Source organism: Cohaesibacter sp. ES.047, assembly GCF_900215505.1.
In the GTDB taxonomy this organism is placed as follows: Bacteria; Pseudomonadota; Alphaproteobacteria; order Rhizobiales; family Cohaesibacteraceae; genus Cohaesibacter.
Genome location: NZ_LT907844.1, coordinates 4,683,537 through 4,709,673 on the forward strand (window position 1 = coordinate 4,683,537; position 26,137 = coordinate 4,709,673).

At 53.8% G+C, this 26,137-nt stretch carries 22 protein-coding genes and 3 tRNA genes; 4 read left to right on the plus strand and 21 right to left on the minus strand.

Annotated elements, in window-relative coordinates:
• Positions 1 to 12 precede the first annotated feature (12 nt).
• From rpsJ to CPH65_RS21675, 19 genes are all read right to left on the minus strand, one after another.
• Positions 13 to 321 carry a 30S ribosomal protein S10 gene (gene rpsJ / locus CPH65_RS21585; RefSeq protein WP_090072145.1) on the minus strand — a complete coding sequence of 103 codons (309 nt, stop codon included), beginning with the start codon at positions 319 to 321 and terminating at the stop codon, positions 13 to 15.
• 60 nt (positions 322 to 381) lie between these two features.
• Positions 382 to 1,572, minus strand: a complete 1,191-nt coding sequence (gene tuf / locus CPH65_RS21590; protein WP_096175745.1) for an elongation factor Tu — start codon at positions 1,570 to 1,572, stop codon at positions 382 to 384.
• Positions 1,573 to 1,623: 51 nt separating this feature from the next.
• Positions 1,624 to 3,699 (minus strand): elongation factor G, encoded by a 2,076-nt coding sequence (fusA, locus tag CPH65_RS21595; protein ID WP_096175746.1) that lies wholly within the window; start codon positions 3,697 to 3,699, stop codon positions 1,624 to 1,626.
• Positions 3,700 to 3,717: 18 nt separating this feature from the next.
• Complete coding sequence (gene rpsG / locus CPH65_RS21600; RefSeq protein WP_096175747.1) at positions 3,718 to 4,188, minus strand: 30S ribosomal protein S7; 471 nt, start codon at positions 4,186 to 4,188, stop codon at positions 3,718 to 3,720.
• Positions 4,189 to 4,212: 24 nt separating this feature from the next.
• Positions 4,213 to 4,584 (minus strand): 30S ribosomal protein S12, encoded by a 372-nt coding sequence (gene rpsL, locus CPH65_RS21605; RefSeq protein ID WP_090075714.1) that lies wholly within the window; start codon positions 4,582 to 4,584, stop codon positions 4,213 to 4,215.
• Positions 4,585 to 5,174: 590 nt separating this feature from the next.
• Entirely contained in the window at positions 5,175 to 5,708 is a 534-nt protein-coding gene (locus CPH65_RS21610; protein ID WP_096175748.1) for a DUF1566 domain-containing protein, read from the minus strand.
• A gap of 142 nt (positions 5,709 to 5,850) precedes the next feature.
• A complete protein-coding gene (gene rpoC / locus CPH65_RS21615; RefSeq protein ID WP_096175749.1) occupies positions 5,851 to 10,062 on the minus strand; it encodes a DNA-directed RNA polymerase subunit beta' in 4,212 nt (1,403 codons plus the stop codon).
• Between the two features lie 90 nt (positions 10,063 to 10,152).
• Positions 10,153 to 14,295: a DNA-directed RNA polymerase subunit beta gene (rpoB, locus tag CPH65_RS21620; protein WP_096175750.1), complete on the minus strand. Its 4,143-nt coding sequence runs from the start codon at positions 14,293 to 14,295 to the stop codon at positions 10,153 to 10,155.
• 152 nt (positions 14,296 to 14,447) lie between these two features.
• Positions 14,448 to 14,819: a 50S ribosomal protein L7/L12 gene (gene rplL, locus CPH65_RS21625; RefSeq protein WP_096175751.1), complete on the minus strand. Its 372-nt coding sequence runs from the start codon at positions 14,817 to 14,819 to the stop codon at positions 14,448 to 14,450.
• 57 nt (positions 14,820 to 14,876) lie between these two features.
• On the minus strand, positions 14,877 to 15,395 hold the full coding sequence (rplJ, locus tag CPH65_RS21630; protein WP_096175752.1) for a 50S ribosomal protein L10: 519 nt from the start codon (positions 15,393 to 15,395) through the stop codon (positions 14,877 to 14,879).
• Positions 15,396 to 15,825: 430 nt separating this feature from the next.
• Positions 15,826 to 16,518 (minus strand): 50S ribosomal protein L1, encoded by a 693-nt coding sequence (gene rplA / locus CPH65_RS21635; protein ID WP_096175754.1) that lies wholly within the window; start codon positions 16,516 to 16,518, stop codon positions 15,826 to 15,828.
• Positions 16,519 to 16,524: 6 nt separating this feature from the next.
• Positions 16,525 to 16,953, minus strand: a complete 429-nt coding sequence (rplK, locus tag CPH65_RS21640) for a 50S ribosomal protein L11 (protein WP_096175755.1) — start codon at positions 16,951 to 16,953, stop codon at positions 16,525 to 16,527.
• Positions 16,954 to 17,100: 147 nt separating this feature from the next.
• The gene (gene nusG, locus CPH65_RS21645; protein ID WP_096175756.1) at positions 17,101 to 17,637 is read right to left on the minus strand and encodes a transcription termination/antitermination protein NusG; all 537 of its coding nucleotides are present in this window, start codon (positions 17,635 to 17,637) and stop codon (positions 17,101 to 17,103) included.
• A 6-nt stretch (positions 17,638 to 17,643) separates the two neighbouring features.
• Positions 17,644 to 17,841: a preprotein translocase subunit SecE gene (gene secE, locus CPH65_RS21650; RefSeq protein WP_096175757.1), complete on the minus strand. Its 198-nt coding sequence runs from the start codon at positions 17,839 to 17,841 to the stop codon at positions 17,644 to 17,646.
• Between the two features lie 101 nt (positions 17,842 to 17,942).
• A tRNA-Trp gene (locus CPH65_RS21655) sits at positions 17,943 to 18,018 on the minus strand.
• Positions 18,019 to 18,420: 402 nt separating this feature from the next.
• Positions 18,421 to 20,385, minus strand: coding sequence for a methyl-accepting chemotaxis protein (locus CPH65_RS21660; protein WP_096175758.1), 1,965 nt, complete (start codon positions 20,383 to 20,385; stop codon positions 18,421 to 18,423).
• Between the two features lie 337 nt (positions 20,386 to 20,722).
• Positions 20,723 to 21,913 carry an elongation factor Tu gene (gene tuf / locus CPH65_RS21665; RefSeq protein WP_096175745.1) on the minus strand — a complete coding sequence of 397 codons (1,191 nt, stop codon included), beginning with the start codon at positions 21,911 to 21,913 and terminating at the stop codon, positions 20,723 to 20,725.
• A 162-nt stretch (positions 21,914 to 22,075) separates the two neighbouring features.
• Positions 22,076 to 22,149, minus strand: a tRNA-Gly gene (locus CPH65_RS21670).
• An 18-nt stretch (positions 22,150 to 22,167) separates the two neighbouring features.
• Positions 22,168 to 22,252, minus strand: a tRNA-Tyr gene (locus tag CPH65_RS21675).
• Positions 22,253 to 22,493: 241 nt separating this feature from the next.
• Here CPH65_RS21675 and CPH65_RS21680 point away from each other — a divergent pair.
• Positions 22,494 to 23,090, plus strand: coding sequence for an alpha/beta hydrolase (locus tag CPH65_RS21680; RefSeq protein WP_157747843.1), 597 nt, complete (start codon positions 22,494 to 22,496; stop codon positions 23,088 to 23,090).
• Between the two features lie 123 nt (positions 23,091 to 23,213).
• Positions 23,214 to 24,050, plus strand: coding sequence for an RNA methyltransferase (locus CPH65_RS21685; RefSeq protein WP_096175760.1), 837 nt, complete (start codon positions 23,214 to 23,216; stop codon positions 24,048 to 24,050).
• An 80-nt stretch (positions 24,051 to 24,130) separates the two neighbouring features.
• On the opposite strand, the gene CPH65_RS21690 is transcribed toward CPH65_RS21685, so the two are convergent.
• Positions 24,131 to 24,463, minus strand: a complete 333-nt coding sequence (locus tag CPH65_RS21690; protein WP_172891563.1) for a hypothetical protein — start codon at positions 24,461 to 24,463, stop codon at positions 24,131 to 24,133.
• 263 nt (positions 24,464 to 24,726) lie between these two features.
• On the opposite strand from CPH65_RS21690, the gene CPH65_RS21695 reads away from it, so the two are divergent.
• Positions 24,727 to 25,110: a DUF2147 domain-containing protein gene (locus tag CPH65_RS21695; protein WP_096175762.1), complete on the plus strand. Its 384-nt coding sequence runs from the start codon at positions 24,727 to 24,729 to the stop codon at positions 25,108 to 25,110.
• Between the two features lie 129 nt (positions 25,111 to 25,239).
• On the opposite strand, the gene CPH65_RS21700 is transcribed toward CPH65_RS21695, so the two are convergent.
• Positions 25,240 to 25,404 carry a hypothetical protein gene (locus CPH65_RS21700; RefSeq protein ID WP_157747844.1) on the minus strand — a complete coding sequence of 55 codons (165 nt, stop codon included), beginning with the start codon at positions 25,402 to 25,404 and terminating at the stop codon, positions 25,240 to 25,242.
• Between the two features lie 90 nt (positions 25,405 to 25,494).
• Here CPH65_RS21700 and CPH65_RS21705 point away from each other — a divergent pair, with 90 nt between their 5' ends.
• Positions 25,495 to 25,983 carry a GNAT family N-acetyltransferase gene (locus tag CPH65_RS21705; protein ID WP_096175765.1) on the plus strand — a complete coding sequence of 163 codons (489 nt, stop codon included), beginning with the start codon at positions 25,495 to 25,497 and terminating at the stop codon, positions 25,981 to 25,983.
• Positions 25,984 to 26,137: the final 154 nt, after the last annotated feature.

A 26,137-nucleotide genomic window follows, 5' to 3' on the forward strand; every position in this document is an offset into this window, starting at 1 on the left:
GCCTCTCGCTCTTTAGAGCTTAATTTCAACGTCCACACCGGCCGCAAGGTCAAGCTTCATGAGGGCATCGACCGTCTGAGGGGTCGGATCGATGATATCGAGGAGACGCTTGTGCGTACGGATCTCGAACTGCTCACGGCTTTTCTTGTTGACATGCGGCGAACGGTTGACAGTGAACTTCTCAATGTGGGTCGGAAGGGGAACCGGACCACGAACATTAGCGCCTGTGCGCTTAGCCGTGGAAACAATTTCCTTCGCCGACGTATCGAGAATGCGATGGTCGAATGCCTTAAGGCGAATTCGAATATTCTGACCGTTCATATTTTCAACCTCAAAGACTGGGGTGCCTCGGGCGTGCCCATGGCACCCCTGCCCTAATGATTATTCGACGATAGCGCCAACGATACCGGCGCCGACGGTACGGCCACCTTCGCGAATAGCGAAGCGCAGCTTTTCTTCCATGGCGATCGGTACGATCAGCTCGACATTCATGTTCACGTTATCGCCAGGCATAACCATTTCCACGCCCTCATCAAGGGTCACAACACCGGTCACGTCGGTGGTGCGGAAATAGAACTGCGGACGATAGTTGGTGAAGAACGGGGTATGACGACCACCTTCTTCTTTCGTCAGGATGTAGGCTTCTGCCTTGAACTTGGTATGCGGGTTAACTGAACCCGGCTTACAAAGAACCTGACCGCGCTCAACGTCCTCACGCTTGGTACCACGCAGAAGAACACCGACGTTGTCGCCTGCTTCACCGCTATCAAGCAGCTTGCGGAACATTTCAACACCGGTACAGGTGGTTTTCTGAGTGTCTTTGATGCCGACGATTTCAATCTCGTCACCAACATGCACCTTGCCGCGTTCAACACGACCGGTAACAACCGTACCACGGCCAGAGATCGAGAAAACGTCTTCGATCGGCAGCAGGAACGGAAGGTCGACAGGACGTTCCGGGGTCGGGATGTAGTCATCAACCGCAGCCATCAGCTCAGTGATGGAGTTACGGCCGATTTCCGGATCACGGTTTTCAACGGCAGCAAGAGCAGAGCCTTTAACGATGGGGATATCATCGCCAGGGAATTCGTAGCTGTCCAGAAGTTCGCGAACTTCCATTTCAACAAGCTCGAGAAGCTCTTCATCGTCAACCTGGTCAACTTTGTTCAGGTAAACAACAAGCGCAGGAACGCCAACCTGACGGGCAAGCAGGATGTGCTCACGGGTCTGGGGCATCGGGCCATCAGCTGCAGAGCAGACCAGGATAGCGCCGTCCATCTGAGCCGCACCAGTGATCATGTTTTTCACATAGTCAGCGTGGCCCGGGCAGTCGACGTGAGCGTAGTGACGGTTTTCCGTCTCATACTCAACGTGAGCCGTAGAGATCGTGATGCCGCGTGCTTTTTCTTCAGGCGCACCATCAATCTCGTCATAGGCTTTCGCCGTCGCGCCACCAGTTTCCGCAAGGGTCATGGTGATCGCTGCTGTCAGGGTAGTTTTACCATGGTCAACGTGACCAATCGTGCCGATGTTCACATGCGGCTTGTTACGTTCAAACTTTTCCTTAGCCATAGGAAAGTCTCCATTCTTCGAATTTCGTTAAGTGCGGAACAATTGCTAAGATTAGGCGTATTTCGCCTGAACCTCGTCTGCAACGGCCTGAGGCACTTGCGCATAGTGATCGAACACCATGCTATATTGCGCGCGACCCTGGGACTGGGAACGAAGGTTGTTCACATACCCGAACATATTGGCCAGCGGCACCATAGCGGTGACAACGGTGACAACGCCGCGAGCTTCGGTACCAGAAATCTGACCGCGGCGGGAGTTGATGTCGCCGATGATGTCGCCCATGTATTCTTCTGGAGTGACAACTTCGACTTTCATCATCGGTTCAAGCAGTTTCGGACCTGCCTTTTTGCAGCCTTCGCGGAAACCGGCACGAGAAGCGATCTCGAAGGCCAGTACCGAGGAGTCAACATCATGGAAGGCACCGTCGATAAGATCGACCTTGATGTCCACCATCGGGAAGCCAGCCAGAGGACCTGCGGTCATGACGGACCGAATGCCCTTTTCAACACCGGGGATGTATTCCTTGGGAATAGCACCACCAACGATAGAGGACTTGAATTCAAAGCCAGCACCAACTTCGTTAGGACTAATGACGATTTTCACCCGACCGAACTGACCGGTACCACCGGACTGTTTCTTATGGGTGTAGTCAACGGTCTCTTCTTTGGTGATGGTTTCACGGTAAGCAACCTGCGGCGCACCGATATTTGCCTCGACCTTGAATTCGCGTTTCATGCGGTCAACGAGAATATCAAGATGCAGCTCACCCATGCCAGCCATGATGGTCTGACCGGATTCTTCATCCGTTTTAACGCGGAAGGAAGGATCCTCGGCAGCCAAGCGGTTGAGCGCAAGGCCCATCTTTTCTTGGTCGGCCTTGGTTTTGGGCTCAACAGCGATCTCGATGACCGGATCAGGGAATTCCATGCGCTCAAGGATAACCGGGTTCAGCGGATCACACAGCGTGTCACCCGTGGTGGTGTCCTTGAGGCCCGCGATAGCAACGATGTCACCAGCAAAGGCTTCCTTGATGTCTTCCCGTGAGTTCGAATGCATCTGCAGCATACGGCCAACACGTTCACGCTTCTCTTTCACGGTATTGAGAACAGAGGTACCTGCATCAAGCTTACCGGAATAGACGCGGCAGAAAGTCAGAGAGCCAACGAACGGGTCGTTTGCAATCTTGAAGGCCAGCATGGAGAAGGGCTCTTCGTCATCAGCATGACGCTCGATCGGCTCTTCGGTTTTCGCGTCGATACCACGGATTGATTCAATATCAATCGGGCTCGGCAGATAGTCGACCACAGCGTCGAGCAAAGGCTGAACGCCTTTGTTCTTGAAAGCAGTACCGCACAGGATCGGAACGAATTCGTTGGCAATGGTGCCCTTACGGATCAGTTCCATGATCTTTTCATTGGAGGGCTCATCACCTTCCAGATACGCTTCCATGGCCGCTTCGTCAGCTTCCACAACGGTCTCGATGAGAGTTTCACGGTATTCTGCAGCCTGATCAGCAAGCTCAGCAGGAATATCACGATACTCAAATTTAGCACCGAGAGACTCTTCGAGCCAGATGATGGCGCGCATGTTGATCAGATCAACAACACCGGTGAATTCGCTCTCGGAACCGATTGGCAGCTGCAGGCAAAGCGGAACAGCACCAAGACGGTCCTTGATCATCTGCACGCAGCGGAAGAAGTCGGCACCAAGCTTATCCATCTTGTTGACGAAGATCATCCGCGGCACGGCGTATTTGTCAGCCTGACGCCAGACAGTCTCGGTCTGCGGTTCGACACCTGCGTTGGCATCAAGGGCACAAACAGCGCCATCAAGCACACGCAAGGAACGCTCAACCTCAATGGTGAAGTCAACGTGGCCTGGAGTATCGATGATGTTCAGACGCTTTTCGCGCCAGAAGCAAGTGGTTGCGGCAGACGTGATCGTAATGCCACGCTCCTGCTCCTGAGCCATCCAGTCCATGGTGGCAGCACCATCATGAACTTCGCCAATCTTATGGCTTTTTCCGGTATAAAAGAGGATACGCTCAGTAGTCGTCGTCTTACCAGCATCAATGTGGGCCATGATGCCGAAGTTACGATAGTCCTCAATCTTGTGGCTGCGTGCCATGACTTCGCCCCTAAAGGTTTACCAGCGATAATGCGAGAATGCACGGTTGGCTTCCGCCATACGATGCGTATCTTCGCGTTTTTTGACTGCAGAACCGCGATTGTTGAACGCGTCGAGAAGTTCGCCGGACAGGCGATCAACCATGGTGCGTTCGTTGCGATTACGAGCTGCTGTAATGATCCAGCGGATAGCCAGAGCCTGCTTGCGTTCTGTGCGAACGTCGACAGGAACCTGGTAGGTCGCACCACCAACACGGCGGGAGCGAACCTCAACAGCAGGCATGACATTTTCCAGAGCGGTGTGGAACACCTCAACCGGATTCTGCTTCAATTTGCCTTCAACAGCATCAAGAGCACCGTAAACGATGCTTTCTGAAACGGACTTTTTGCCGTCCAGCATGATGCTGTTCATGAATTTTGAAACAACGATATCACCGAATTTCGGATCCGGGTTGATAACGCGTTTTTCTGCACTATGGCGACGTGACATGTGACCAGAACTCCAATAAGCGGCTTATTTAGGCCGCTTTGCACCATATTTAGAACGGCGCTGTTTACGGTCTTTAACACCCTGCGTATCCAGCACACCGCGAAGAATGTGATAACGAACACCGGGCAAATCTTTCACGCGACCGCCGCGGATCATCACAACCGAGTGTTCCTGCAGGTTATGGCCCTCACCAGGGATGTAGCCGATAACCTCGAACCCGTTGGTCAGACGCACCTTGGCAACCTTACGCAGAGCCGAGTTCGGCTTTTTCGGCGTAGTGGTATAGACGCGCGTACATACACCCCGCTTCTGGGGGCAGGCCTCCATGGCCGGAACTTTATTTCGCTTTACCGGCGCCTTGCGCGGCTTACGAATAAGCTGGTTAATGGTTGGCATTAACGTGTGCCTTTCAGATCTCTCTGAACTAAGGCGCCCCGGTCAACTTGACACGTCAAGATGGCAAGGAAACGCCATGTTTAGTTGGTGCAACGCACTTCCATCGATCAGGCGATCGCCGGAACTGCCCGAATTACCAAATGCACCGTCCGCACGCACAAAAGCGCACCATCGCGCGACCCTTGCCGCGAACGGCGCTGTGAAAACCAGAGGATTACAGCCGGAGCCGCAATCTTGAGCCAGTCAATCTCAGCTTCATAAATACGGACATCGTTTAAGCAGTCTTGGTTCGAAAACGTGGCGCCTTCGATCGTGAGTGCTTACGGCCTATCCGAGAAGTGGCGCGAAACTACTCTGACTTTACAATCTCGTCAACCCCCCTGATGAAGATTCCCAGAAACCCACCATTTGTAGGAAATCATTGTATTTTTATTGCTCATCTACAACAGAATCCGCAACATCAAGACACCATCTCAGACCCTTCGCGTGAAACCGCCGATTCTTCCCTCTTATTGGCGAGAAAACAGAGCTATCGGACCGCCCCTCAACAAGCTCCTCTACAACAGATTCGCTAAGAAACCTTGGCCGAGTTACTGGTGATTCCTGACAAGCAAACCGGACAGAGAAAATCCCGCACTGTGCGCATCAACATAGCCATGGGTGATGTTGAAGTAGTAATACATACGGGGAAGCGTGGCCGAGGTTACAGTCCAGAACTCGGCGCCATCTCCAAAATCAGAAGCCTCTATTCCCGGAAAGACAATCGTATCGATCTTGGGGCCGGAACAGCTCTCAAAGTAGATGTTGTCAAACTCTTCCGCGGTTGGCACGCGCCAGCCCTGCCCGAGTTTCTTCGCCTCAAGTTTCATCTCTTCCAAACCGCGCCCCTGGGGTTCACCAACACAGGTTCCCTCCCCGCCCGACCAGCGCATCCCCACGGCACAGCGTTGCCACTCCAAGCCCTTCTCGTCCTGCACAGCGGTCGCGCCCTTGAGCTCAAACCCATTGCCGCTTGCATCTTGGCAGTTAGCAAAGGAGGACGTAGCCGTCAGAACCCCAACAACCAATACCAGGCAAGACGTTCTCATCTTGCTGGCCTTGAAAACACAACCAAGACAAACCATCGCTTCATCCCCTTTTCAAAGGGCGCATGTACCTGACCGAATATGTTAAAAGTGGGGCCGCGCGACGTGAGACACAGGATTAAAAAAGGGCCCCCCTGCGAAGCAAGGCGGCCCTTCTGATTTTCGAATTTGACTTTATCGCTTATTCAGCGGGCTCCACCGGAGGCTGGTCCGACATATCGCGGATCTTCGGCGTAGAACTCAGGGACTGTGTCCGCTGGCGTTCTTCCAGAATGAGATCATCGCGATGCGTCGCCACACGGCGCAAGCCGGACATCACACGACCAGTACCGGCCGGGATGAGACGACCCACGATAACGTTCTCTTTCAGGCCTTCGAGCGTATCGATCTTGCCTTGGACCGAAGCTTCGGTCAGAACGCGTGTGGTCTCCTGGAAGGAGGCTGCAGAGATGAACGAACGGGTCTGCAAGCTGGCCTTGGTGATACCAAGCAGAACCGGCTTGCCTTTTGCAGGACGCTTGCCCTCTCCAGCCAAACGTTCATTCTCTTCCTCGAATTCAAGGCGATCGATATGCTCCGCATGCAGGAAGTAGCTATCGCCCTGTTCTTCGATTTCAACTTTCTGCAGCATCTGACGAACAATCACTTCAATGTGCTTGTCGTTGATGCCCACACCTTGCAGACGATAAACATCCTGAATCTCGTTGACGAGATATTCAGCCAGAGCAGCAACGCCCTTCACGGCCAGAATGTCATGCGGTGCCGGGTTGCCATCGAGAATATATTCACCTTTTTCGATCGGGTCACCTTCCTGAAGATGGAACGGGCGCCCTTTCGGGATCAGATATTCAATTGGCTCAAGCGACTCATCATGCGGTTCGAGCACAATGCGGCGTTTGTTTTTGTAGTCGCGACCAAAGCGGATCGTGCCATCGATATCTGCGATGATAGCGTGATCTTTCGGACGACGCGCTTCGAACAGTTCGGCCACACGTGGCAGACCACCGGTGATGTCTTTTGTCTTGGCGCTTTCCATCGGAACACGGGCCAGAACGTCACCAGCACCAACCTTGTTGCCGGGCTGAACCGAAAGGATCGACTCGACCTGCAACATATAGCGGGCATCGCCACCACGCGGCAGGGTCAGAAGCTTGCCATCACCATTACGGATGGTGATCGCCGGCTTCATGTCTACAGAGCGTGGGTTTGACCGCCAGTCGATGACGACACGCTTGGTGATACCGGTGGACTCATCCGTTGCCTCGCTGACCGACAGACCTTCTGCCATGTCTTCGAAATCAACGACACCATCCACCTCACAAAGCACCGGACGGGTGTAAGGATCCCATTCGGCCAGACGCTGGCCGCGGGTAACCCGATCCCCTTCATCGACATGCAGGTGCGAACCGTAAGTAAGCTTGTTGACCGAACGTTCGTTGCCTTCATCATCAATAATGACAATGGCGACGTTACGCCCAAGGGTCACAAGCCGTCCGTCGGAGTCGCGAGCCACATTGCGGTTGCGCAACTGAATCGTGCCTTCGAAGTTGGCTTCGATGAAGGAGCTGTCAACCACCTGCGCCGTACCACCAATGTGGAAGGTACGCATGGTCAGCTGGGTGCCCGGTTCACCGATCGACTGAGCCGCGATAACGCCGACAGCCTCACCGATATTCACCTCGGTACCACGTGCCAAGTCGCGACCGTAACATGCCGCACAAACACCGTTGCGCGAATGACAGGTCAGAACCGAACGAACCGTGATGGTCTGCAGACCGCAGTTCTCGATCTCGTAGACATCCTCTTCCGAGATGATCCGGCCTTTCGGAACGATCACGTTGCCCGTTTTCGGGTTCACCACATCCTCAGCCGCAGTACGGCCAAGAGTACGCGTCCCAAGAGAAGCAACGATCTGACCGGCATCAACGATCACACCAACTTCAAGACCTTCTTCAGACCCGCAATCAACCTCGGTGATGATCGAATCCTGCGCCACATCCACCAGACGCCGGGTGAGGTAACCGGAGTTCGCGGTCTTCAGAGCGGTATCGGCCAGACCCTTACGGGCACCATGGGTGGAGTTGAAGTACTCCATCACAGTAAGGCCTTCTTTAAAGTTCGAGATGATCGGCGTTTCGATGATCTCGCCCGACGGTTTGGCCATCAGACCACGCATACCGGCAAGCTGTTTCATCTGGGCCGGTGAACCACGCGCCCCGGAGTGGGCCATCATGTAAACCGAGTTCATCTGCTTCTGGCGACCGGTTTCTTCATCGACCTCAATCGCCTGAATGCGTTTCATCATCTCATCGGCAACACGGTCGGTACATTTCGCCCAGGCATCAACAACCTTGTTGTATTTCTCGCCTTGCGTGATGAGACCGTCGTTATATTGCTGTTCAAACTCCAGCGCCATGGTGCCGGTGGTTTCGATGAGACCAGCTTTGGAATCCGGAATAACCATGTCATCCATACCGAACGAAATGCCGGCACGGAACGCGCGGTTAAACCCGAGACCCATGATCTTGTCACAGAAGATGACCGTTTCCTTCTGACCGCACTGGCGGTAGACGGCATGGATCATCCGAGAGATTTCCTTCTTGGTCATCAGCTTGTTGCATTCCTCGAAGGAAATGCCCGGATGACGCGGCAGAAGTTCACCAATCAGCATGCGACCTGGAGTGGTCTCATAGATCTGTGAAATCGGGTTGCCTTCTTCATCAACGGTCTTGAACCGACCCTTGACCTTGGCATGCAGAGTGACCGCCTTGGTCTCAAGCGCATGATGCAACTCGCCGATATCGGAGAAGAGACTCCCCTCACCCGGCTCGTTCTCGTTCATGATCGAGAGATAGTAAAGGCCAAGAACAATATCCTGAGACGGAACGATAATCGGAGTACCGTTGGCCGGATGCAGGATGTTGTTGGTGGACATCATCAAGACGCGCGCTTCGAGCTGAGCTTCAAGCGACAGAGGCACGTGAACGGCCATCTGGTCACCATCGAAGTCGGCGTTGAAGGCCGAGCAGACGAGCGGATGCAACTGAATGGCCTTGCCTTCCACCAGCATCGGCTCAAAAGCCTGAATGCCAAGACGGTGGAGCGTCGGCGCACGGTTCAGCATGACCGGATGCTCGCGGATGACCTCTTCAAGGATATCCCAGACTTCCGGCTTGCCCTTCTCTACCAATTTCTTGGCCTGTTTGACCGTCGTTGAATAGCCCTTGGCATCAAGACGCGAATAGATGAACGGCTTGAACAGCTCAAGCGCCATCTTCTTCGGCAGACCGCACTGGTGCAGCTTCAACTCAGGACCAACCACGATAACGGAACGACCGGAATAGTCGACGCGTTTACCCAGAAGGTTCTGACGGAAACGACCGTGCTTACCCTTGAGCATGTCGGACAGCGACTTCAGCGGACGTTTGTTGGCACCGGTAATGACGCGGCCACGACGACCGTTGTCGAACAGCGCATCAACAGACTCCTGCAGCATGCGTTTTTCGTTCCGGATGATGATATCCGGCGCACGCAGCTCCATAAGACGCTTCAGACGGTTGTTACGGTTGATCACACGACGATATAGATCGTTGAGGTCGGACGTTGCAAACCGGCCACCATCGAGCGGCACAAGCGGACGCAGATCGGGAGGAATGACCGGAACAATGGTCATGATCATCCATTCCGGACGGTTACCGGATTCGATGAAGGCTTCCACAATCTTCAGACGCTTGGCAAGCTTGATCGGCTTAAGCGACGAGGTGCTCTCAGCAATTTCCTGACGCAGTTTCTCGGAGATCTGTTCCAGATCAAGAGATGCCAGAATTTCGCGGATCGCCTCGGCACCGATCATGGCGGTGAAGGTATCTTCGCCATACTCGTCCTGTGCGATGATATACTCCTCTTCACTGAGGAGCTGATATTCCTTGAGCGGCGTCAGACCGGGCTCAACGACAATATAGTTCTCGAAATAGAGAACGCGCTCAAGATCCTTGAGCGTCATGTCCAAGAGCTGGCCGATGCGGCTTGGCAGAGACTTGAGGAACCAGATATGCGCAACGGGCGCTGCCAGTTCGATATGTCCCATCCGCTCGCGGCGCACGCGTGAAAGGGTCACTTCCACACCGCACTTTTCGCAGATGATGCCTTTGTACTTCATGCGCTTGTATTTGCCGCACAAGCATTCATAGTCCTTGATCGGACCAAAAATGCGTGCACAGAACAAGCCATCGCGTTCGGGCTTGAATGTCCGGTAGTTGATCGTTTCGGGCTTTTTGATTTCACCAAATGACCAACTCAGAATCTTCTCCGGGCTCGCGATGGACACGCGAATCTGGTCGAAGGTCTGGGCCTGAGCCTGCGGACTGAAAAGATTCATGACCTCTTGGTTCATGGGGTCTCCTCTACGGTTAGACGGATCACGGGTTTTCACCCCGCGATCCGTTCCGAAAATATGCCTCGGGTTTCTTTAATCGGGCGCCGCTTATTCAGCAGCGTCCGCAGGCGGTGTATCATTCGGCTCAAGGTCGAGCAGGCGCTGGCTATCTTCCAGCTCCATATTCAGACCAAGGGACCGGATCTCCTTGACGAGGACGTTGAAGCTCTCCGGAATACCGGCTTCAAACGTATCATCGCCACGAACAATCGCTTCGTAGACCTTGGTACGGCCAGCGACGTCATCCGACTTGACGGTGAGCATTTCCTGCAAGGTGTAGGCTGCGCCATAAGCTTCCAGCGCCCAGACCTCCATCTCACCGAAGCGCTGACCACCAAACTGGGCCTTACCACCAAGCGGCTGCTGGGTAACAAGACTGTATGGGCCAATCGAACGACCGTGGATCTTCTCGTCGACCAGATGGTGCAGCTTGAGCATATAAATATAGCCCACTGTCACCGGACGGTCGAATTGCTCGCCTGTCTGACCGTCAAAGAGCGTGGACTGCCCGGAACTATGAAGGCCCGATTTTTCCAGCATTTCAACAATGTCAGGCTCATGAGCGCCGTCAAAGACCGGCGTCGCGATGGATACGCCCTTACGAACCTGCTGCGCGATGCGGATGACGCTTTCATCATCATGCTCAATGACTTTTAGATTCTTGCCATTGTCATGATAAACGTCACTCAGCTCTTTACGCAATGGCTCAAGGTTACCATTTTTCCGGTAGTCGTCATACATCTTGCCAATCTTGTGGCCCATGCCTGCACAGGCCCAGCCAAGATGGGTTTCGAGAATCTGACCAACGTTCATGCGCGACGGCACACCAAGCGGGTTCAAAACGATATCAACGTGGGTACCGTCTTCCAGATAAGGCATGTCCTCAATCGGCACGATGCGGGAAACCACACCCTTGTTGCCGTGACGACCAGCCATCTTATCACCCGGCTGAAGCTTACGCTTGATCGCGATGAAGACCTTGGCCATTTTCATGACGCCCGGCGGCAGTTCGTCACCACGCTGCAGTTTCTCGACCTTGTCGATGAAACGCTGCTCAAGACGCTTGCGGCTGTCGTCATACTGATTGCGCAGGGCTTCTACTTCACCCATCAGCTTTTCATCTTCGACAGCAAACAGCCACCACTGGCTCCGTGGGAACTCAGCCATCTCCGCCTGGGTGATGGTGGTATCCTTGCGGAAGCCTTTCGGACCAGCTGTGCCAACGTGACCATTGAGCATGTCTGCAAGACGACCATAGACGTTGCGATCAAGGATCGCCTGTTCGTCATCACGGTCTTTCGCGAGGCGTTCAATTTCCTCACGCTCGATCGACATGGCGCGTTCGTCCTTGTCGATGCCGTGACGGTTGAACACACGAACCTCAACAACGGTACCAAAGGTTCCCGGAGGCATGCGCAGGGAGGTATCACGAACGTCGGAAGCTTTCTCACCAAAGATGGCACGCAGAAGCTTTTCTTCCGGTGTCATCGGGCTTTCGCCCTTCGGTGTAATCTTGCCGACCAGAATATCGCCCGGCTTCACTTCCGCACCAATATAGGTGATGCCAGCCTCGTCGAGATTTTTCAGAGATTCTTCCGAAACGTTCGGAATATCACGTGTGATCTCTTCTGGTCCAAGCTTGGTATCGCGGGCCATCACTTCGAATTCCTCGATATGGATCGAGGTGAAGATATCTTCCTTCACGATGCGTTCGGAAAGAAGAATGGAGTCTTCGAAGTTATAACCGTTCCAAGGCATGAAGGCCACGAGACAGTTGCGGCCTAGCGCCAGATCACCAAGATCGGTCGAAGGACCGTCCGCAATGATCTCGCCTTTGGTCACAAGATCCCCAACAGCCACGAGCGGACGCTGGTTGATGCAGGTCGACTGGTTTGAACGCTGGAATTTGGCCAGACGATAGATATCGACACCGGACTTGTTCGGGTCACGCTCTTCGGTTGCCCGAACAACGATACGGGTCGCATCCACCTGATCGACGACACCAGTACGGCTTGCAGCAATTGCGGCGCCGGAATCCCGTGCCACAATCGGCTCCATGCCCGTACCAACGAACGGCGCTTCGGCGCGCACCAGAGGCACGGCCTGACGCTGCATGTTCGAGCCCATCAGAGCGCGGTTGGCGTCATCGTTTTCAAGGAATGGAATAAGCGCCGCAGCAACAGAGACCAACTGCTTGGGCGAAACGTCCATGAAATCGACACGATCAGCCGGCGTCAGCATCACATCACCCGCATGACGGCAGATAACGGTCTCGTCAACGAAGCTGTTGTCGTTATTCAGCGGGATGTTGGCCTGAGCAACATAGTGCTTGGCCTCTTCCATTGCAGAAAGATAGATAACCTCGTCGGACACACGCCCATCTTTAACCTTGCGATAAGGCGACTCGATGAAGCCGTATTTGTTGACGCGCGCAAAAGTGGCCAGAGAGTTGATCAGACCAATGTTCGGCCCCTCGGGCGTTTCAATCGGACAGATACGGCCATAGTGAGTCGGATGCACGTCGCGCACCTCAAACCCGGCACGCTCACGGGTCAGACCACCCGGCCCAAGAGCCGAAAGACGGCGCTTGTGGGTAATTTCCGACAGCGGGTTGTTCTGGTCCATGAACTGCGAAAGCTGGGACGAGCCAAAGAACTCGCGTACGGCAGCAGCAGCCGGTTTGGCGTTGATGAGATCCTGCGGCATCACGGTGTCGATCTCGATCGAGGACATACGTTCCTTGATCGCGCGCTCCATGCGCAAAAGACCGATGCGATACTGGTTTTCCATCAGCTCGCCAACCGAACGGACACGACGGTTGCCAAGGTTGTCAATGTCGTCGATCTCGCCCTTGCCATCACGCAGATCAAGCAGAGTGCGAATGACTTCGACAATGTCTTCCTTGCGCAAAATACGAACGGTGTCCTCGACATCGAGATCCATGCGCATGTTCATCTTGACGCGGCCAACGGCGGAAAGATCGTAACGCTCGGAATCGAAGAACAGCGATTCAAACATCGCTTCAGCAGTCTCGATGGTCGGCGGTTCACCGGGGCGCATCACGCGGTAGATATCGAACAGTGCGGATTCGCGATCCGAGTTCTTGTCGACAGACAGCGTGTTGCGGATATACCCACCAACCGTAACATGGTCGATGTTGAGAACCGAAATCTCGTCGAAGCCGGAATCCTTCAGCAACTGGAGATTTTTCTCGTCGATTTCCTCACCGGCTTCAACGAAGATCTCGCCAGAGGTCAGGCTTACAGCATCTTCAGCAAGATATTTGCCATGCAGATCAATGTCATCAACCTTGAGGTAGGTCAGGCCACCCTCGGTCAGTTTCTTGATCTGACGCGCGGTCAGCTTCTTGCCAGCTTCAAAGACCACTTCACCGGTCAGGGCATCGACAAGATCTGTATCCGGCTTGGTTCCCTTGAGGGCTTCGCCATCAAAGGCAACACGCCAGGCACCATCCGCGCGTTCATAGGTGACTTTGTTATAGTAAGTTTCCAGAATTTCTTCTGTATCCATACCCAAAGCGAACAGCAGACTGGAAACCGGAATCTTGCGACGACGGTCGATACGGGCAAAGACGATATCCTTGGCATCGAATTCAATATCGAGCCATGAGCCACGATAAGGAATGATGCGCGCGGCAAACAGAAGTTTACCTGAAGAATGGCTCTTGCCCTTGTCATGATCGAAGAACACGCCCGGAGAGCGGTGCATCTGGGAAACTATCACACGCTCGGTGCCGTTGACAATGAATGTCCCCTTGTCGGTCATGAGCGGCATGTCGCCCATATAGACATCCTGCTCCTTGATGTCCTTGACGGACCGCGCACCTGTATCCTCATCCACCTCGAAAACGATGAGGCGAAGGGTCAGCTTCAGCGGTGCCGAGTAGGTCATCCCGCGAAGGCGGCATTCCTCGGTGTCATACTTGGGTGCCTCAAATTCGAAACGCACGAATTCGAGCTGCGCCGATCCCGAAAAATCCGAGATTGGAAATACAGATGAAAACACCGCCTGAAGACCTTCATCAAGGCGTCCAGAGGCGGGTTCATCCACTTGCAAAAACTGGTCATAGGAAGCTTTTTGAACCTCAATGAGGTTTGGCATGTCTGCCACTTCAATAATATGACCGAAGTATTTTCTTAGCTTGTTACGACCAGAAAACGTCTGAGCCATCGTCGCTCCTCGTCTCGCTATATGGGCGGTTGGCCAAAAAGCCCGTCACAGGATTGTGCAGGCTCTTGAGAAAAACGCCCGTTAAGGCTGCGGATTTTCAAAGAGTATTTCGGGGGATTGCTCCCCCGAAATACATGGACAAGACCGAAGTCTTATTTGAGTTCGACAGAAGCGCCTGCTTCTTCGAGTTTTTTCTTCAGCTCTTCAGCTTCTGCTTTGTCGCAAGCTTCTTTAACCGGCTTCGGTGCGCCTTCGACCAGTTCTTTGGCTTCTTTCAGGCCAAGACCGGTGATGGCACGGACTTCTTTGATGACGTTGATTTTCTTGTCGCCAGCGGCGGTCAGAACAACGTCAAATTCGGTTTTTTCTTCAGCAGCTTCGGCAGCAGGGCCAGCAGCAGCAGCCATCGCGACAGGAGCAGCAGCAGAAACGCCCCATTTGTCTTCGAGCATGGTGGACAGCTCAGCTGCTTCCATAACGGTCAGGGTAGAAAGTTCTTCTACGAGCTTTTCAAGATCAGCCATCGTATTGTTTCCTATTGGTACGAACCTAATAATCTGTTTGTTTGATCGAGAACGGCCTTATGCCGCTTCGTCCTTCTTGGCATATGCCCCGAATACGCGTGCGAGCTGTCCGCCCGGTGCCTGCAGGACCTGAGCGATCTTGGTCGCGGGTGCCTGAAGCACACCAACGATCTTGCCACGCAGTTCATCAAGCGACGGCATGGTTGCGAGTGCATTCACGCCTGCGGTATCGAGTACGGTGGTGCCCATAACGCCGCCCAGGATGACAAGCTTGTCATTTTTCTTGGCGAATTCAGCGGCCACCTTCGGTGCAGAAACCGGATCGCCAGACGTGGCGATCAGTGTCTGGCCTGCGAACAGGTCAGAAATTGGTTCAGCATCCGTGCCTTGAAGAGCGAGCTTGACAAGACGGTTCTTGGCAACCTGCACCGATGCACCGGCATCACGCATTTTACTGCGAAGGTCGGTCATATCTGCAACGGTGAGGCCAGCATAGTGAGCTACAACCACAACTTCCGCGCTTTTCAGCGTTTCATGAAGGGCCGAAACAGCTTCTTGCTTTTCCGCTCTATCCAATGCCTTCTCTCCAGTTACCGGCCCCTGCCCCAAACAGGCAAAAACCGGAGGTTACACTTGACCAGTTCACCCTAACGAAATCGACAAGGAGTCCTGGCACGAAGGGACCTGTCCTCCTTGCCGCCCCGATGGATCAGGAACACGGCAAGCATAGGTTCGACCAACAGACAAAATCCTTTGTCTCATTAGTCCACCCCATCTGTGCTGGATATTTAAGTCTCTCACTTTTCAGCAAAGCGATTGACACCCGCAGTCTTGGACAGGCAGTCTGACTGTGTGTTTGGAGACATCCCGAAAGACGTCGCCGCGCACATGATCTTGCGATCTTGCAAATCACAGGAGGTAAGTCGAATAACTTTTCCGCGATAAACAATAGTCAGACATCCCCCCGACAAGAATCGGGAGGAATCAGTATTGACTTCTAATCGGTTTATTCGACAGAAGCAAGATCTACACGTACACCTGGCCCCATGGTGGAGGACAGGGACATTTTCTGCATGTAGGTGCCCTTGGCGCCGGTCGGCTTAGCCTTGGAAACCGCAGAAACAAACGCTTTTACGTTGTCAACGAGCGCGGATTCTTCAAAGCTGACCTTGCCAACACCGCCATGAACGATACCGGCTTTTTCAACACGAAATTCGACAGAGCCGCCTTTCGAGTCCTTGACAGCCTGCGCAACGTCAGGGGTTACGGTGCCAACTTTCGGGTTCGGCATCATGCCGCGCGGGCCGAGAACCTTGCCGAGTCGACCTACCAGAGGCATCATGTCAGGGGATGCAATGCAACGATCGAAATCGATTTTGCCACCCTGAACGATTTCCACCAGATCTTCTGCACCAACGATGTCTGCACCAGCAGCCTTGGCTTCCTCTGCTTTATCGCCACGAGCGAAAACAGCGACACGAACGGTTTTACCGGTGCCGGCAGGAAGCTGACAAACGCCACGGACCATCTGGTCGGCATGACGCGGATCAACACCAAGGTTGAGAGCAATCTCGACGGTTTCGTCGAATTTGGCGAGTGCGCCGGATTTGACGAGCTTGACTGCTTCCTCGAGGGAATATGTTGCAGTAGCGTCGACTTTTTCGCGAGCAGCGCGAACGCGTTTACCTTCTTTAGCCATGTGACGTTACCCCACCACCTCGAAACCCATCGCGCGGGCGGAACCTTCAATCTGCAACATCGCAGCTTCGATGTCGTTGGCGTTCAGGTCTTTCATTTTCGCTTCCGCGATTTCCTTGACCTGTGCTTTGGTAACCTTGCCACCAACATCACGACCAGGAGCAGAAGACCCTTTCTGCACGTTTGCAGCCTTTTTCAGGAAGTAAGACGCAGGCGGTGTCTTCATCTCGAAAGTGAAAGACTTGTCCTGGTAAATGGTAATAATCACCGGAATCGGCTGATTCTTTTCCATTTCCTGTGTCTTGGCGTTAAACGCCTTACAGAATTCCATGATATTCAGGCCGCGCTGACCGAGAGCGGGACCAATCGGCGGAGACGGGTTAGCCGCCCCTGCCGGTACCTGAAGTTTCAGGTACCCTTGAATCTTCTTTGCCATGTTCTTTCCCTAACGCTCCCGATTTGGAGCAGTAGTTTAAAACGAGAAAGTCGCGCGGTCGGACAGCCCATTTGGCAAATGAACCAATCTCCCGCACGAAACGAAGGACGCCGGCTCAAAAAGAACACGGCACCCGGTTAGTCACAATCAGAGCTTGTCGACCTGATTATATTCGAGCTCGACTGGCGTCGCGCGACCAAAGATCGACACAGTCACCTTCAGACGTGCACGTTCTTCGTCCACCTCTTCCACGAGCCCGTTAAAGGAAGCAAACGGGCCATCGGAAACCCGAACCTGTTCACCCACTTCAAAGGTAATGGTCGGCATCGGCTTGTCGACACCGTCCTCAACTTGCGACAACAGGCGCTCGGCTTCCGCATTCGAGATGGGAATGGGCTTGTTATCGGACCCCAGAAAGCCAGTAACTTTCGGGGTATTCTTGATCAGATGATAGGCATCGTCCGTCATGGCCATCTTCACCAGCACGTAGCCGGGGAAGAATTTGCGCTCGGATTCCACCTTACGTCCGCGCCGAACCTCGACAAACTTCTCGGTTGGCACAAGAACCTCATCAAAAAGCTCACCAAGTCCATTCCGCTCAGCCTGCTGGCGAATGTCTTCAGCAACCTTCTTTTCAAAATTCGAATATGCGTGAACGATGTACCATCGCTTTGGTTTTGTCATGATGCCTTACCCTCCCAATCCGAGAATAAAGCTGACGCCGAAGCTCAACACCTGATCAGCCAGCAGAAAGAAGACAGAGGCAAGTGCCACCATCACAAACACCATCACTGTGGTGATCGCCGTTTCCTTCTGCGTCGGCCAAGTAACCTTGGACGCTTCGGAACGCACTTGCTGCAAGAATGTAAAAGGGTTGGTTTTAGCCATTTAGTTAGCCGCTCACATATAATAACGCGCGAAACAAGTTTCGCGCGTTCATAGGATTGACACCATATATAATACCTTGACCCGTAAGATCAAGCACGAAATGGCAGGGGCGGAGGGACTCGAACCCCCGACCCTCGGTTTTGGAGACCGATGCTCTACCAGCTGAGCTACACCCCTATCTCGTGACAGTCAGTGACAATCAGGATGGTGACTACCTATTGGCTTTCGATCTCAACCGCAAGGGAAAAGACAGCAATATGACAAAAAATCAACAGGTGGAAAAGAATAAGCCTGTTTCCTCATGTCATAGCATCAGGTCATCCATCTGCCACGCAAAGAGAAGGGCCCGGTTTGCAGACCAATCAACAATCGGTGGAATCATCTGACTGCGATAATGTCTGTTCCGATATTTGCAGCATCCGTTGAAAAGCAGGAAATTCACCTGACCGGAAACATCAATTGTTCAACAGGGCGGATTGCTGACGTTCGCAGGAAGTTCACGAACGGCAGCATGTGCTGCATGTATAGAGAGGGATCATGGCTTTCAATTTGAAATCCCATAAAGACAAACCAATACCCCTAGATCCGCTCAAGTCCGATCTTTTGGTCTCTGGCCCAAATCTTCCTGTAGTTGGCCCAGCCCAAGTCTGGCATATCCAGTTGGATGGGATCGGAAACCGCGCGCCCGATATCCGACATGCAGGCACCCTTGCTGGAGATGTTGGACAGTTTGGTCACAAACTCACCCATTTCATCGCGGCCCTTCACCTGCACATCAGTGTCGATTCTGGCTTCCGAGCGTTGCTCGGTTGCGTCAAGCGAAGCTTGAATAATGGCAGGGATCTCTTCACGCAAGCTCCGCGCCGTCATGGACATGCTGTTTGTCTTCTCGCTCATTGCACCAGAGAAAGCCAGAGTCCTTTGGGCAATCTGGGCCACCTCTGACATGCCCGTTGACATCATCCCGACCGAGCGGCCGGATTCACTGACAATACGGCCGAAATTTTCGGTGGTCGCGCGTTGCTCTTCCGTAGCCGAGGCAACGGTGGCGGCCATCTCGCTCAGTCCGCGCGTACTCTGGATCAGTTGATCCATGGAGGAGACGGCAGCATTCGTCTTCTGCTGAATGGTTACGACCTGTTCAGAAATCTGCTTGGTCGAATTGTTGGTTTGCTCGGCCAGATCCTTGACTTCCGCAGCAACAACGGCAAAGCCGCGCCCCGCCTCCCCGGCTCTTGCCGCCTCGATCGTCGCATTCAGTGCCAGAAGGTTGGTTTTTTCTGCGATGTCGCTGATGACAGATACAAACTGACCAATGCTGTCGGCGGCCGTTGCCAGCTCGGCAATCGTGCCTTGCGAGGAGGAAGACAAGGAAACGGCCTCCACGGTCAGCTTGTTGGACATATCCGTTTTCTCGGCCACCTCACTGATCGCGGTGAGCAGTTCCTCCGAAAGTTCGACGGCTTCCTGAGACTGCGCATGGGTTTCCTGAGCTTGAGCCAATATTTGCGAAACACTTTTATTGGCCTGCTCCAGAGAATCGCGCATCTCCATCGACTGGCTCCTCACTTCGCCCGCGCTTTCGGCAATCACATCAATGCCTTCCTCGGTCTTGTCTTTAACCTCACTCGCCATGATCGAAAGTATTTTCCGCCGCTCAGAAATACTCTTGCGATCGGCTTCTTCTCGCTCCTCTTCCAGCTGGCGCATATGAATAAGCTTCTTCTTGAAGCGATCAAATGCCCGCGCCAGATCTGCGATCTCGTCATTGCCCTTGACCGAAACGCTGGCGGATAGATCATTCTCCGACAGCTTTTCCAGCCCGGCGACAACTTGGCGCAAGGGTAACGTGACGGTCTTTCGCGTGAGAAAACTAGAGACAGCAACACCGAGTAGCGTCGAAACAATGGCGATAATGATGAGAACATACTCCGTTGTCTTCTCATGCTCTTCTGCCGTGCGTGTTGCCTTGAGGGTGAACCCCTCAATCTGTCGCAGAAGCTCTACCAGTTCCCGATTGAGCTTCTTTTCCTCTTGCTCAATTGTCTGAAGCATTGCGAGGGCTTTGTCGGTGTCGTTGGCATCCGAATAGGCAATGATCTGCGCTGCATGTTTATCGTAGGTACGATGCTCGGCTTCAATCTGCTTGAGTGCCGTTACGACATGCTGAATTTGAGAGCGCGTTTTTTCATCAAAAGTATGCTCGAGCGCTTTTTCGGCAATACGCTCCCCTTGCTGGATTTCCTGCTCGACGAGAGCTGCGTAGTCAGTGAATCTGGTTTCGGCAGCCGACTTCTGGGCCGGAATATCCCCTTCAACCAATCCGTTGAGACGCAGGATCCGCTCAAACATCACGGATTGTTCCAGCTGATGCGTCGTAATCCGACTCAAGACCTCGGTCAACGGAATGTCAGATTCGGCAATTGTCTCGATTTCCTGACCGATCTTGCCCAGCTGCATTACGCTGAACACGGACTGAGCGACGATCACGAGACTCAAGACCATAACGATCGTGATGACCTTTGCGGATACTGAATAGCGCATCTTTTCCTCACGCAATGTTATACTTAGTAAAAAGTAATCGAACTATTGCATGGGATTGTTAATAAACTTCTACTACTTATGCGGGTGTTTTTACTCAACACTACACAATTCCACCCCACTTTACTCGCCCCGAAGAACCGAGAAGCTCAAGCAACGCTTTGTCAATTCAAGCCGATCCTAGCTTTGCTATGGGTTAGAAAGGCAGATCCTCTGAACAGAGTTCCCCTCGCTAGACGAGAATGAGAAAGCTGCTTTGCAACAGCACAACATCCCCACAACAAAAAGCCCCGGCCAGAGGTCTGACCGGGGCTTCGCAATATTCTTTTGATCGAGTGGATTACTCGACGATAGCGCCAACGATACCGGCGCCGACGGTACGGCCACCTTCGCGAATAGCGAAGCGCAGCTTTTCTTCCATGGCGATCGGTACGATCAGCTCGACATTCATGTTCACGTTATCGCCAGGCATAACCATTTCCACGCCCTCATCAAGGGTCACAACACCGGTCACGTCGGTGGTGCGGAAATAGAACTGCGGACGATAGTTGGTGAAGAACGGGGTATGACGACCACCTTCTTCTTTCGTCAGGATGTAGGCTTCTGCCTTGAACTTGGTATGCGGGTTAACTGAACCCGGCTTACAAAGAACCTGACCGCGCTCAACGTCCTCACGCTTGGTACCACGCAGAAGAACACCGACGTTGTCGCCTGCTTCACCGCTGTCCAGCAGCTTGCGGAACATTTCAACACCGGTACAGGTGGTTTTCTGAGTGTCTTTGATGCCGACGATTTCAATCTCGTCACCAACATGCACCTTGCCGCGTTCAACACGACCGGTAACAACCGTACCACGACCAGAGATCGAGAAAACGTCTTCGATCGGCAGCAGGAACGGAAGGTCGACAGGACGTTCCGGGGTCGGGATGTAGTCATCAACCGCAGCCATCAGCTCAGTGATGGAGTTACGGCCGATTTCCGGATCACGGTTTTCAACGGCAGCAAGAGCAGAGCCTTTAACGATGGGGATATCATCGCCAGGGAATTCGTAGCTGTCCAGAAGTTCGCGAACTTCCATTTCAACAAGCTCGAGAAGCTCTTCATCGTCAACCTGGTCAACTTTGTTCAGGTAAACAACAAGCGCAGGAACGCCAACCTGACGGGCAAGCAGGATGTGCTCACGGGTCTGGGGCATCGGGCCATCAGCTGCAGAGCAGACCAGGATAGCGCCGTCCATCTGAGCCGCACCAGTGATCATGTTTTTCACATAGTCAGCGTGGCCCGGGCAGTCGACGTGAGCGTAGTGACGGTTTTCCGTCTCATACTCAACGTGAGCCGTAGAGATCGTGATGCCGCGTGCTTTTTCTTCAGGCGCACCATCAATCTCGTCATAGGCTTTCGCCGTCGCGCCACCAGTTTCCGCAAGGGTCATGGTGATCGCTGCTGTCAGGGTAGTTTTACCATGGTCAACGTGACCAATCGTGCCGATGTTCACATGCGGCTTGTTACGTTCAAACTTTTCCTTAGCCATGGAAACAGCTCTCGTCGTCGGGCCAAACGTCGTTGGCATACTTCTGCGCTAAAAGGCCGCACCTCTTGTGAAAGAAGCCGCAAACCCGGTTCTATACAAAAAGACCGACACGAAAGGACTTTCGGACCAACGAATACGACAAAGGTGTAACAGAAACAATGATGGAGCGGGTGAAGGGAATCGAACCCTCGTCATCAGCTTGGAAGGCTGTTGCTCTACCATTGAGCTACACCCGCGCGAGACGTAAGCGAAGATGGTGGAGGAGGCTGGATTCGAACCAGCGTACGCATAGCGAACGGATTTACAGTCCGTCTCCTTTAACCACTCGGACACTCCTCCAAGCTTCGCGTCCTGTCCCTGCGAACAGGATGGTCTCGAAAAGCCCGCCAAGTCGCGGTCAGTTCGTGAGCGGCTTTATGCAAAACCGCATGGGTGAAGTCAACAGGGATTTTGCAAATTTGTGAGTATCGCAAAATTCCCGTATTGGTCTGGGGATATTTGCAGTCAAATAGGAGCGTTATCAATCGCTAAGCCTGTGATGCCCATGTCATCTGCCGACTCGTTCTACCATAACACCAATATGCGCAGCGCGAACGGCCATCCGCTGATCTTCCTGCATGGCTCTGGACGCTCGGAAACCGATGGCGCTGATTTCCTTGCGCGCCTGTCTCTGCGCGTTGCGGGGATCTTCATTCGAGGCCATCACAGCCAGAGACGAGGCTACTCCTTTATCAGACGAAATGAGGATTTCTCGCTCGATTATGACGAAATCGCCCGTGATGCGGGTGACCTGGCGGATTTCATCAGGGATCTGAAACACCGGAACCCCGACTGGGCAAAGCCCCCTGTACTGATTGGCTATTCGAGCGGCGCGATCATGGCGGCAGCGATTCTCTGGCAGCGACCGTCCCTCATTGCCGGAGCAGCCTTGCTCAGACCCCAATCCCCAAGCATGGTGCGTCCGGAGCCGCTCAACGGCTTGCCTGTGCTTATCCTATCCGGTCTCTGGGATGAAAGACGCGACGCCGATGCCTCCGCCCATCTGGAAGTGCAACTCGAACAGGCGCGCGCAAAGGTCACACACATCACCTTGCGCACTGGCCATGGCGAGGCTGAAGACGGATCGGACTACACCGCAACGAAAAACTGGCTGAAAGAGACATTTTCAATCAGTTGAGCGTCAGGGCCACCCACTCCCGCCCAACGACAAGACAGACCTCATCTGGCTAATCAGACTCGATATGCGCCTTTTCGTCTCCTTTTACTTGCTCTCATCCCCTTTTTGACGGTAAATCCCCTCATGACAAAAAACCGTTCCCAAAAACAGAAGAAGGCCCGGCAGGCCAACGCCGCGGAGACCTCCAACCGCCCAAGCCGCAAAAGCAGCGACGAGACCGTCCGCATTTTCGGCATTCATGCGGTCGCCAGTGCCGTGGCCAACCCGCGCCGCGAGCTGATCCGCCTGCATGCCACGACCAATGCGCAGGCGCGGCTGGTGGACGAGATCCGCAAGCTCAAGGGGGATCCGGCACGCCTTGATGGCCTCGTCGAGCCCGCCTCCCCCAAGGATATCGACAATCTGGCGCGTGATGTGGTGCATCAGGGCGCCCTTCTCGTTGCCCGCAACCTTCCGCCGCTGGATATTTCGGATATCTATGACAGCAAGCTGGTTGTGATTCTCGACCAGATCACTGATCCGCACAACGTCGGCGCAATCATCCGCTCGGCGGTTGCCTTGGGTGCCAAGGCCATCATCATGACCGGCAGGCACAGCCCCGAAGAATCCGGCATTCTGGCCAAGACAGCATCGGGCGGCCTTGACATGATGTCGATGGTTACCGTGCCAAACCTCGCGCGCGCGCTCGATGATCTGGCTGACAATGGCTTTGATGTGATCGGATTTGATTCCGAGGAGAGCGAGCCGTTCGAAACCATCCTCGCAGCGCAAGACATGGATCGCCATCTCGCCCTCGTTTTCGGCTCGGAAGGCAAGGGCCTAAGACGCTTGACCCGCGAGAAATGCACGTCCCTCGCCCGTCTCGACATGCCCGGCCCGATCAAGAGCCTCAACGTCTCCAACTCCGTTGCCATGACGCTTTATGCATATCAGCTCAAACGCAGCGGTGTGATTGGCTAGAATTTCATCGGCCCGAAATAGAAAGAGCCCCTCAAAAAGGGGCTCTAGCGATCATTTCTTCATTCCATAAGAAGCACCCGTCACCGGGCATCAACCGGAACAACAGGCGTCATGCCATTGAAATGGATCCGCTTGGCACGATAGGTGACCGGCGGGCCGTAGGGATCAACGGTCACGCTGATCCGCTCAGGATAGACATAGGCTCCCAGATGCGGATCATAGGTGGCTTCTAGATAGACTTTGCCGCGTGCATCCGGCACTGCATCAACAACATAGACGTCGCTCTCATATACCGGATCCGGGTCCGCATAATATGTGTCATGCATGGGATGAGCGACCGCCAGCGGCGTGGCCATCATGAGCGCAGCGCCCGCAATAAGGCACCGGCCTGACAGTTGTTTTGGCATTCTCATACTGAACTCCCCTTCGTGATCCAAACTCTCTTTGGCAGCACCCTAGCATTTCCTTAACAATTTGTAAAAACACTCAGGCTCGTATCGTTAAGGCGTTTCAAGCCGCGGCAGCACCAAGCCCCTTTGCCATCAGAAAGCCTTCCTCACTCCATAGACCATTTGACTACGCAGCCTGCCGCAGCGACATCTTGACGCAAACGGAAAGTTCGGGTCACAGTCATTAAACAAACACTCGTTCTTTTAAATCAGGGAGGAAACATCGAATGAAAAGAGTATGGCTGATGGCAGCAGCCGCCACCTTGCTCATGGCCAGCCCCACGCTCGCAAACCCGATTTATGGCAACTGGAAAAGCGCTCCCGGGGATGGCGGTGCCTATATCCATGTCAAGATCAGCCCTTGCGGCCCGAAAATTTGCGGCACGATCACCAAAGTTGTCGGCAAGAAGAATTCAAAGATCATCGGCCGGAGCATCATCAAGAACATGAACGACGATGGCGGCGGCAGCTACTCAGGCGGCACGATCTGGGCTCCGGACAAGAAAAAGACCTATGCGTCCAAGATGAAGCTGCGTGGCAACAAGCTCTCGGTCAGTGGCTGCATCGCCGGTGGACTGATCTGCCGCAGCCAGACATGGACGCGCCTGTGAGACGCCTGTGACGCGCCTCTGATGTGCATGTAAGCCGGATATCTCGTACTCAGGATATCCCGACAAGATCGGCGATCGGCTGCGACTGCAGCCGGTGCTCTGCCTGAGCTCTGCCGGTGGTCTGAATGCCTATCCGGCACCAATCAGGCTTTTGAGAATCGGCAGGAAATTCGAAGCAGCAATGCCAACGACGGCCCCGACCCCGATCCGTATCCAGACAGAAGGCAAACTCGACGAGGCAAACCCCAGCACGGCGCAGACAATGGCATAATAAGCGGTTGCGATAATATCCATCCCGGCATCATAGCACCGCTGGCGCATAAAATCACAGGCCAAAGGCCCTGGAGCCAGACCTAAGGCCAAATGATATGGTAAAGTGATACCATGATCGAGCCCCACCCCTACGCGTTCCGCGATGTTACCCTGAATGACCTCGCCCTGCTGAAAGCATGGCAGGAAAGGCCGCATGTCCAAAAATGGTGGGATGCAAATGAACCCTACAGCGAAGCGCAATTGGCCGATCCTCAGGTCGCTCGCTGGATCGTCTCGATCAACAATCGACCATTTGCCTTCATGCAGGATTACACCGTGCATGGATGGGAGAACCATCACTTCGCCCATCTCCCCAAAGGATCACGCGGCATCGATCAATACATCGGAGATCCTAAAATGGTCGGCATTGGCCATGGAACGGCGTTTATTGGAACGAGACTGCAGGCGCTCTTCGACGCGGGCGCCCCGGTGATTGCAACCGATCCACACCCGGAAAACGAACGCGCGATAGCCGTCTACCAAAAGCTGGGTTTCGAGATATCAGGACCGCCACAGGAAACCCAATGGGGGATGATCCTACCAATGCTCGCTAGCCGATAAACCGAACGCGACTACGGGCTGTGTTTTCCGCATGGCAGTCGCCGCATGCGCCGATTGGGAAAGTTCGTGTGGAAAGAGTATTTTTTCCTTTACACGAGCCAGTCTTCCATTTTACTTCTCGCGCCACGGAAATTAAATTTTGAGTGCTCTCACC

Coding starts and splice junctions, on each gene's coding strand:
- CPH65_RS21680 (WP_157747843.1), top strand. CDS start 22,494: ATGCGCAGCGCGAACGGCCATCCGCTGATCTTCCTGCATGGCTCTGGA.
- tuf (WP_096175745.1), bottom strand. CDS start 1,572: ATGGCTAAGGAAAAGTTTGAACGTAACAAGCCGCATGTGAACATCGGC.
- secE (WP_096175757.1), bottom strand. CDS start 17,841: ATGGCTAAAACCAACCCTTTTACATTCTTGCAGCAAGTGCGTTCCGAA.
- CPH65_RS21660 (WP_096175758.1), bottom strand. CDS start 20,385: ATGCGCTATTCAGTATCCGCAAAGGTCATCACGATCGTTATGGTCTTG.
- rplL (WP_096175751.1), bottom strand. CDS start 14,819: ATGGCTGATCTTGAAAAGCTCGTAGAAGAACTTTCTACCCTGACCGTT.
- rpsL (WP_090075714.1), bottom strand. CDS start 4,584: ATGCCAACCATTAACCAGCTTATTCGTAAGCCGCGCAAGGCGCCGGTA.
- tuf (WP_096175745.1), bottom strand. CDS start 21,913: ATGGCTAAGGAAAAGTTTGAACGTAACAAGCCGCATGTGAACATCGGC.
- rplA (WP_096175754.1), bottom strand. CDS start 16,518: ATGGCTAAAGAAGGTAAACGCGTTCGCGCTGCTCGCGAAAAAGTCGAC.
- CPH65_RS21705 (WP_096175765.1), top strand. CDS start 25,495: ATGATCGAGCCCCACCCCTACGCGTTCCGCGATGTTACCCTGAATGAC.
- rpsJ (WP_090072145.1), bottom strand. CDS start 321: ATGAACGGTCAGAATATTCGAATTCGCCTTAAGGCATTCGACCATCGC.
- fusA (WP_096175746.1), bottom strand. CDS start 3,699: ATGGCACGCAGCCACAAGATTGAGGACTATCGTAACTTCGGCATCATG.
- CPH65_RS21700 (WP_157747844.1), bottom strand. CDS start 25,404: ATGGATATTATCGCAACCGCTTATTATGCCATTGTCTGCGCCGTGCTG.
- nusG (WP_096175756.1), bottom strand. CDS start 17,637: ATGACAAAACCAAAGCGATGGTACATCGTTCACGCATATTCGAATTTT.
- CPH65_RS21690 (WP_172891563.1), bottom strand. CDS start 24,463: ATGAGAATGCCAAAACAACTGTCAGGCCGGTGCCTTATTGCGGGCGCT.
- CPH65_RS21695 (WP_096175762.1), top strand. CDS start 24,727: ATGAAAAGAGTATGGCTGATGGCAGCAGCCGCCACCTTGCTCATGGCC.
- CPH65_RS21610 (WP_096175748.1), bottom strand. CDS start 5,708: ATGGTTTGTCTTGGTTGTGTTTTCAAGGCCAGCAAGATGAGAACGTCT.
- rpsG (WP_096175747.1), bottom strand. CDS start 4,188: ATGTCACGTCGCCATAGTGCAGAAAAACGCGTTATCAACCCGGATCCG.
- CPH65_RS21685 (WP_096175760.1), top strand. CDS start 23,214: ATGACAAAAAACCGTTCCCAAAAACAGAAGAAGGCCCGGCAGGCCAAC.
- rplK (WP_096175755.1), bottom strand. CDS start 16,953: ATGGCAAAGAAGATTCAAGGGTACCTGAAACTTCAGGTACCGGCAGGG.
- rpoB (WP_096175750.1), bottom strand. CDS start 14,295: ATGGCTCAGACGTTTTCTGGTCGTAACAAGCTAAGAAAATACTTCGGT.
- rpoC (WP_096175749.1), bottom strand. CDS start 10,062: ATGAACCAAGAGGTCATGAATCTTTTCAGTCCGCAGGCTCAGGCCCAG.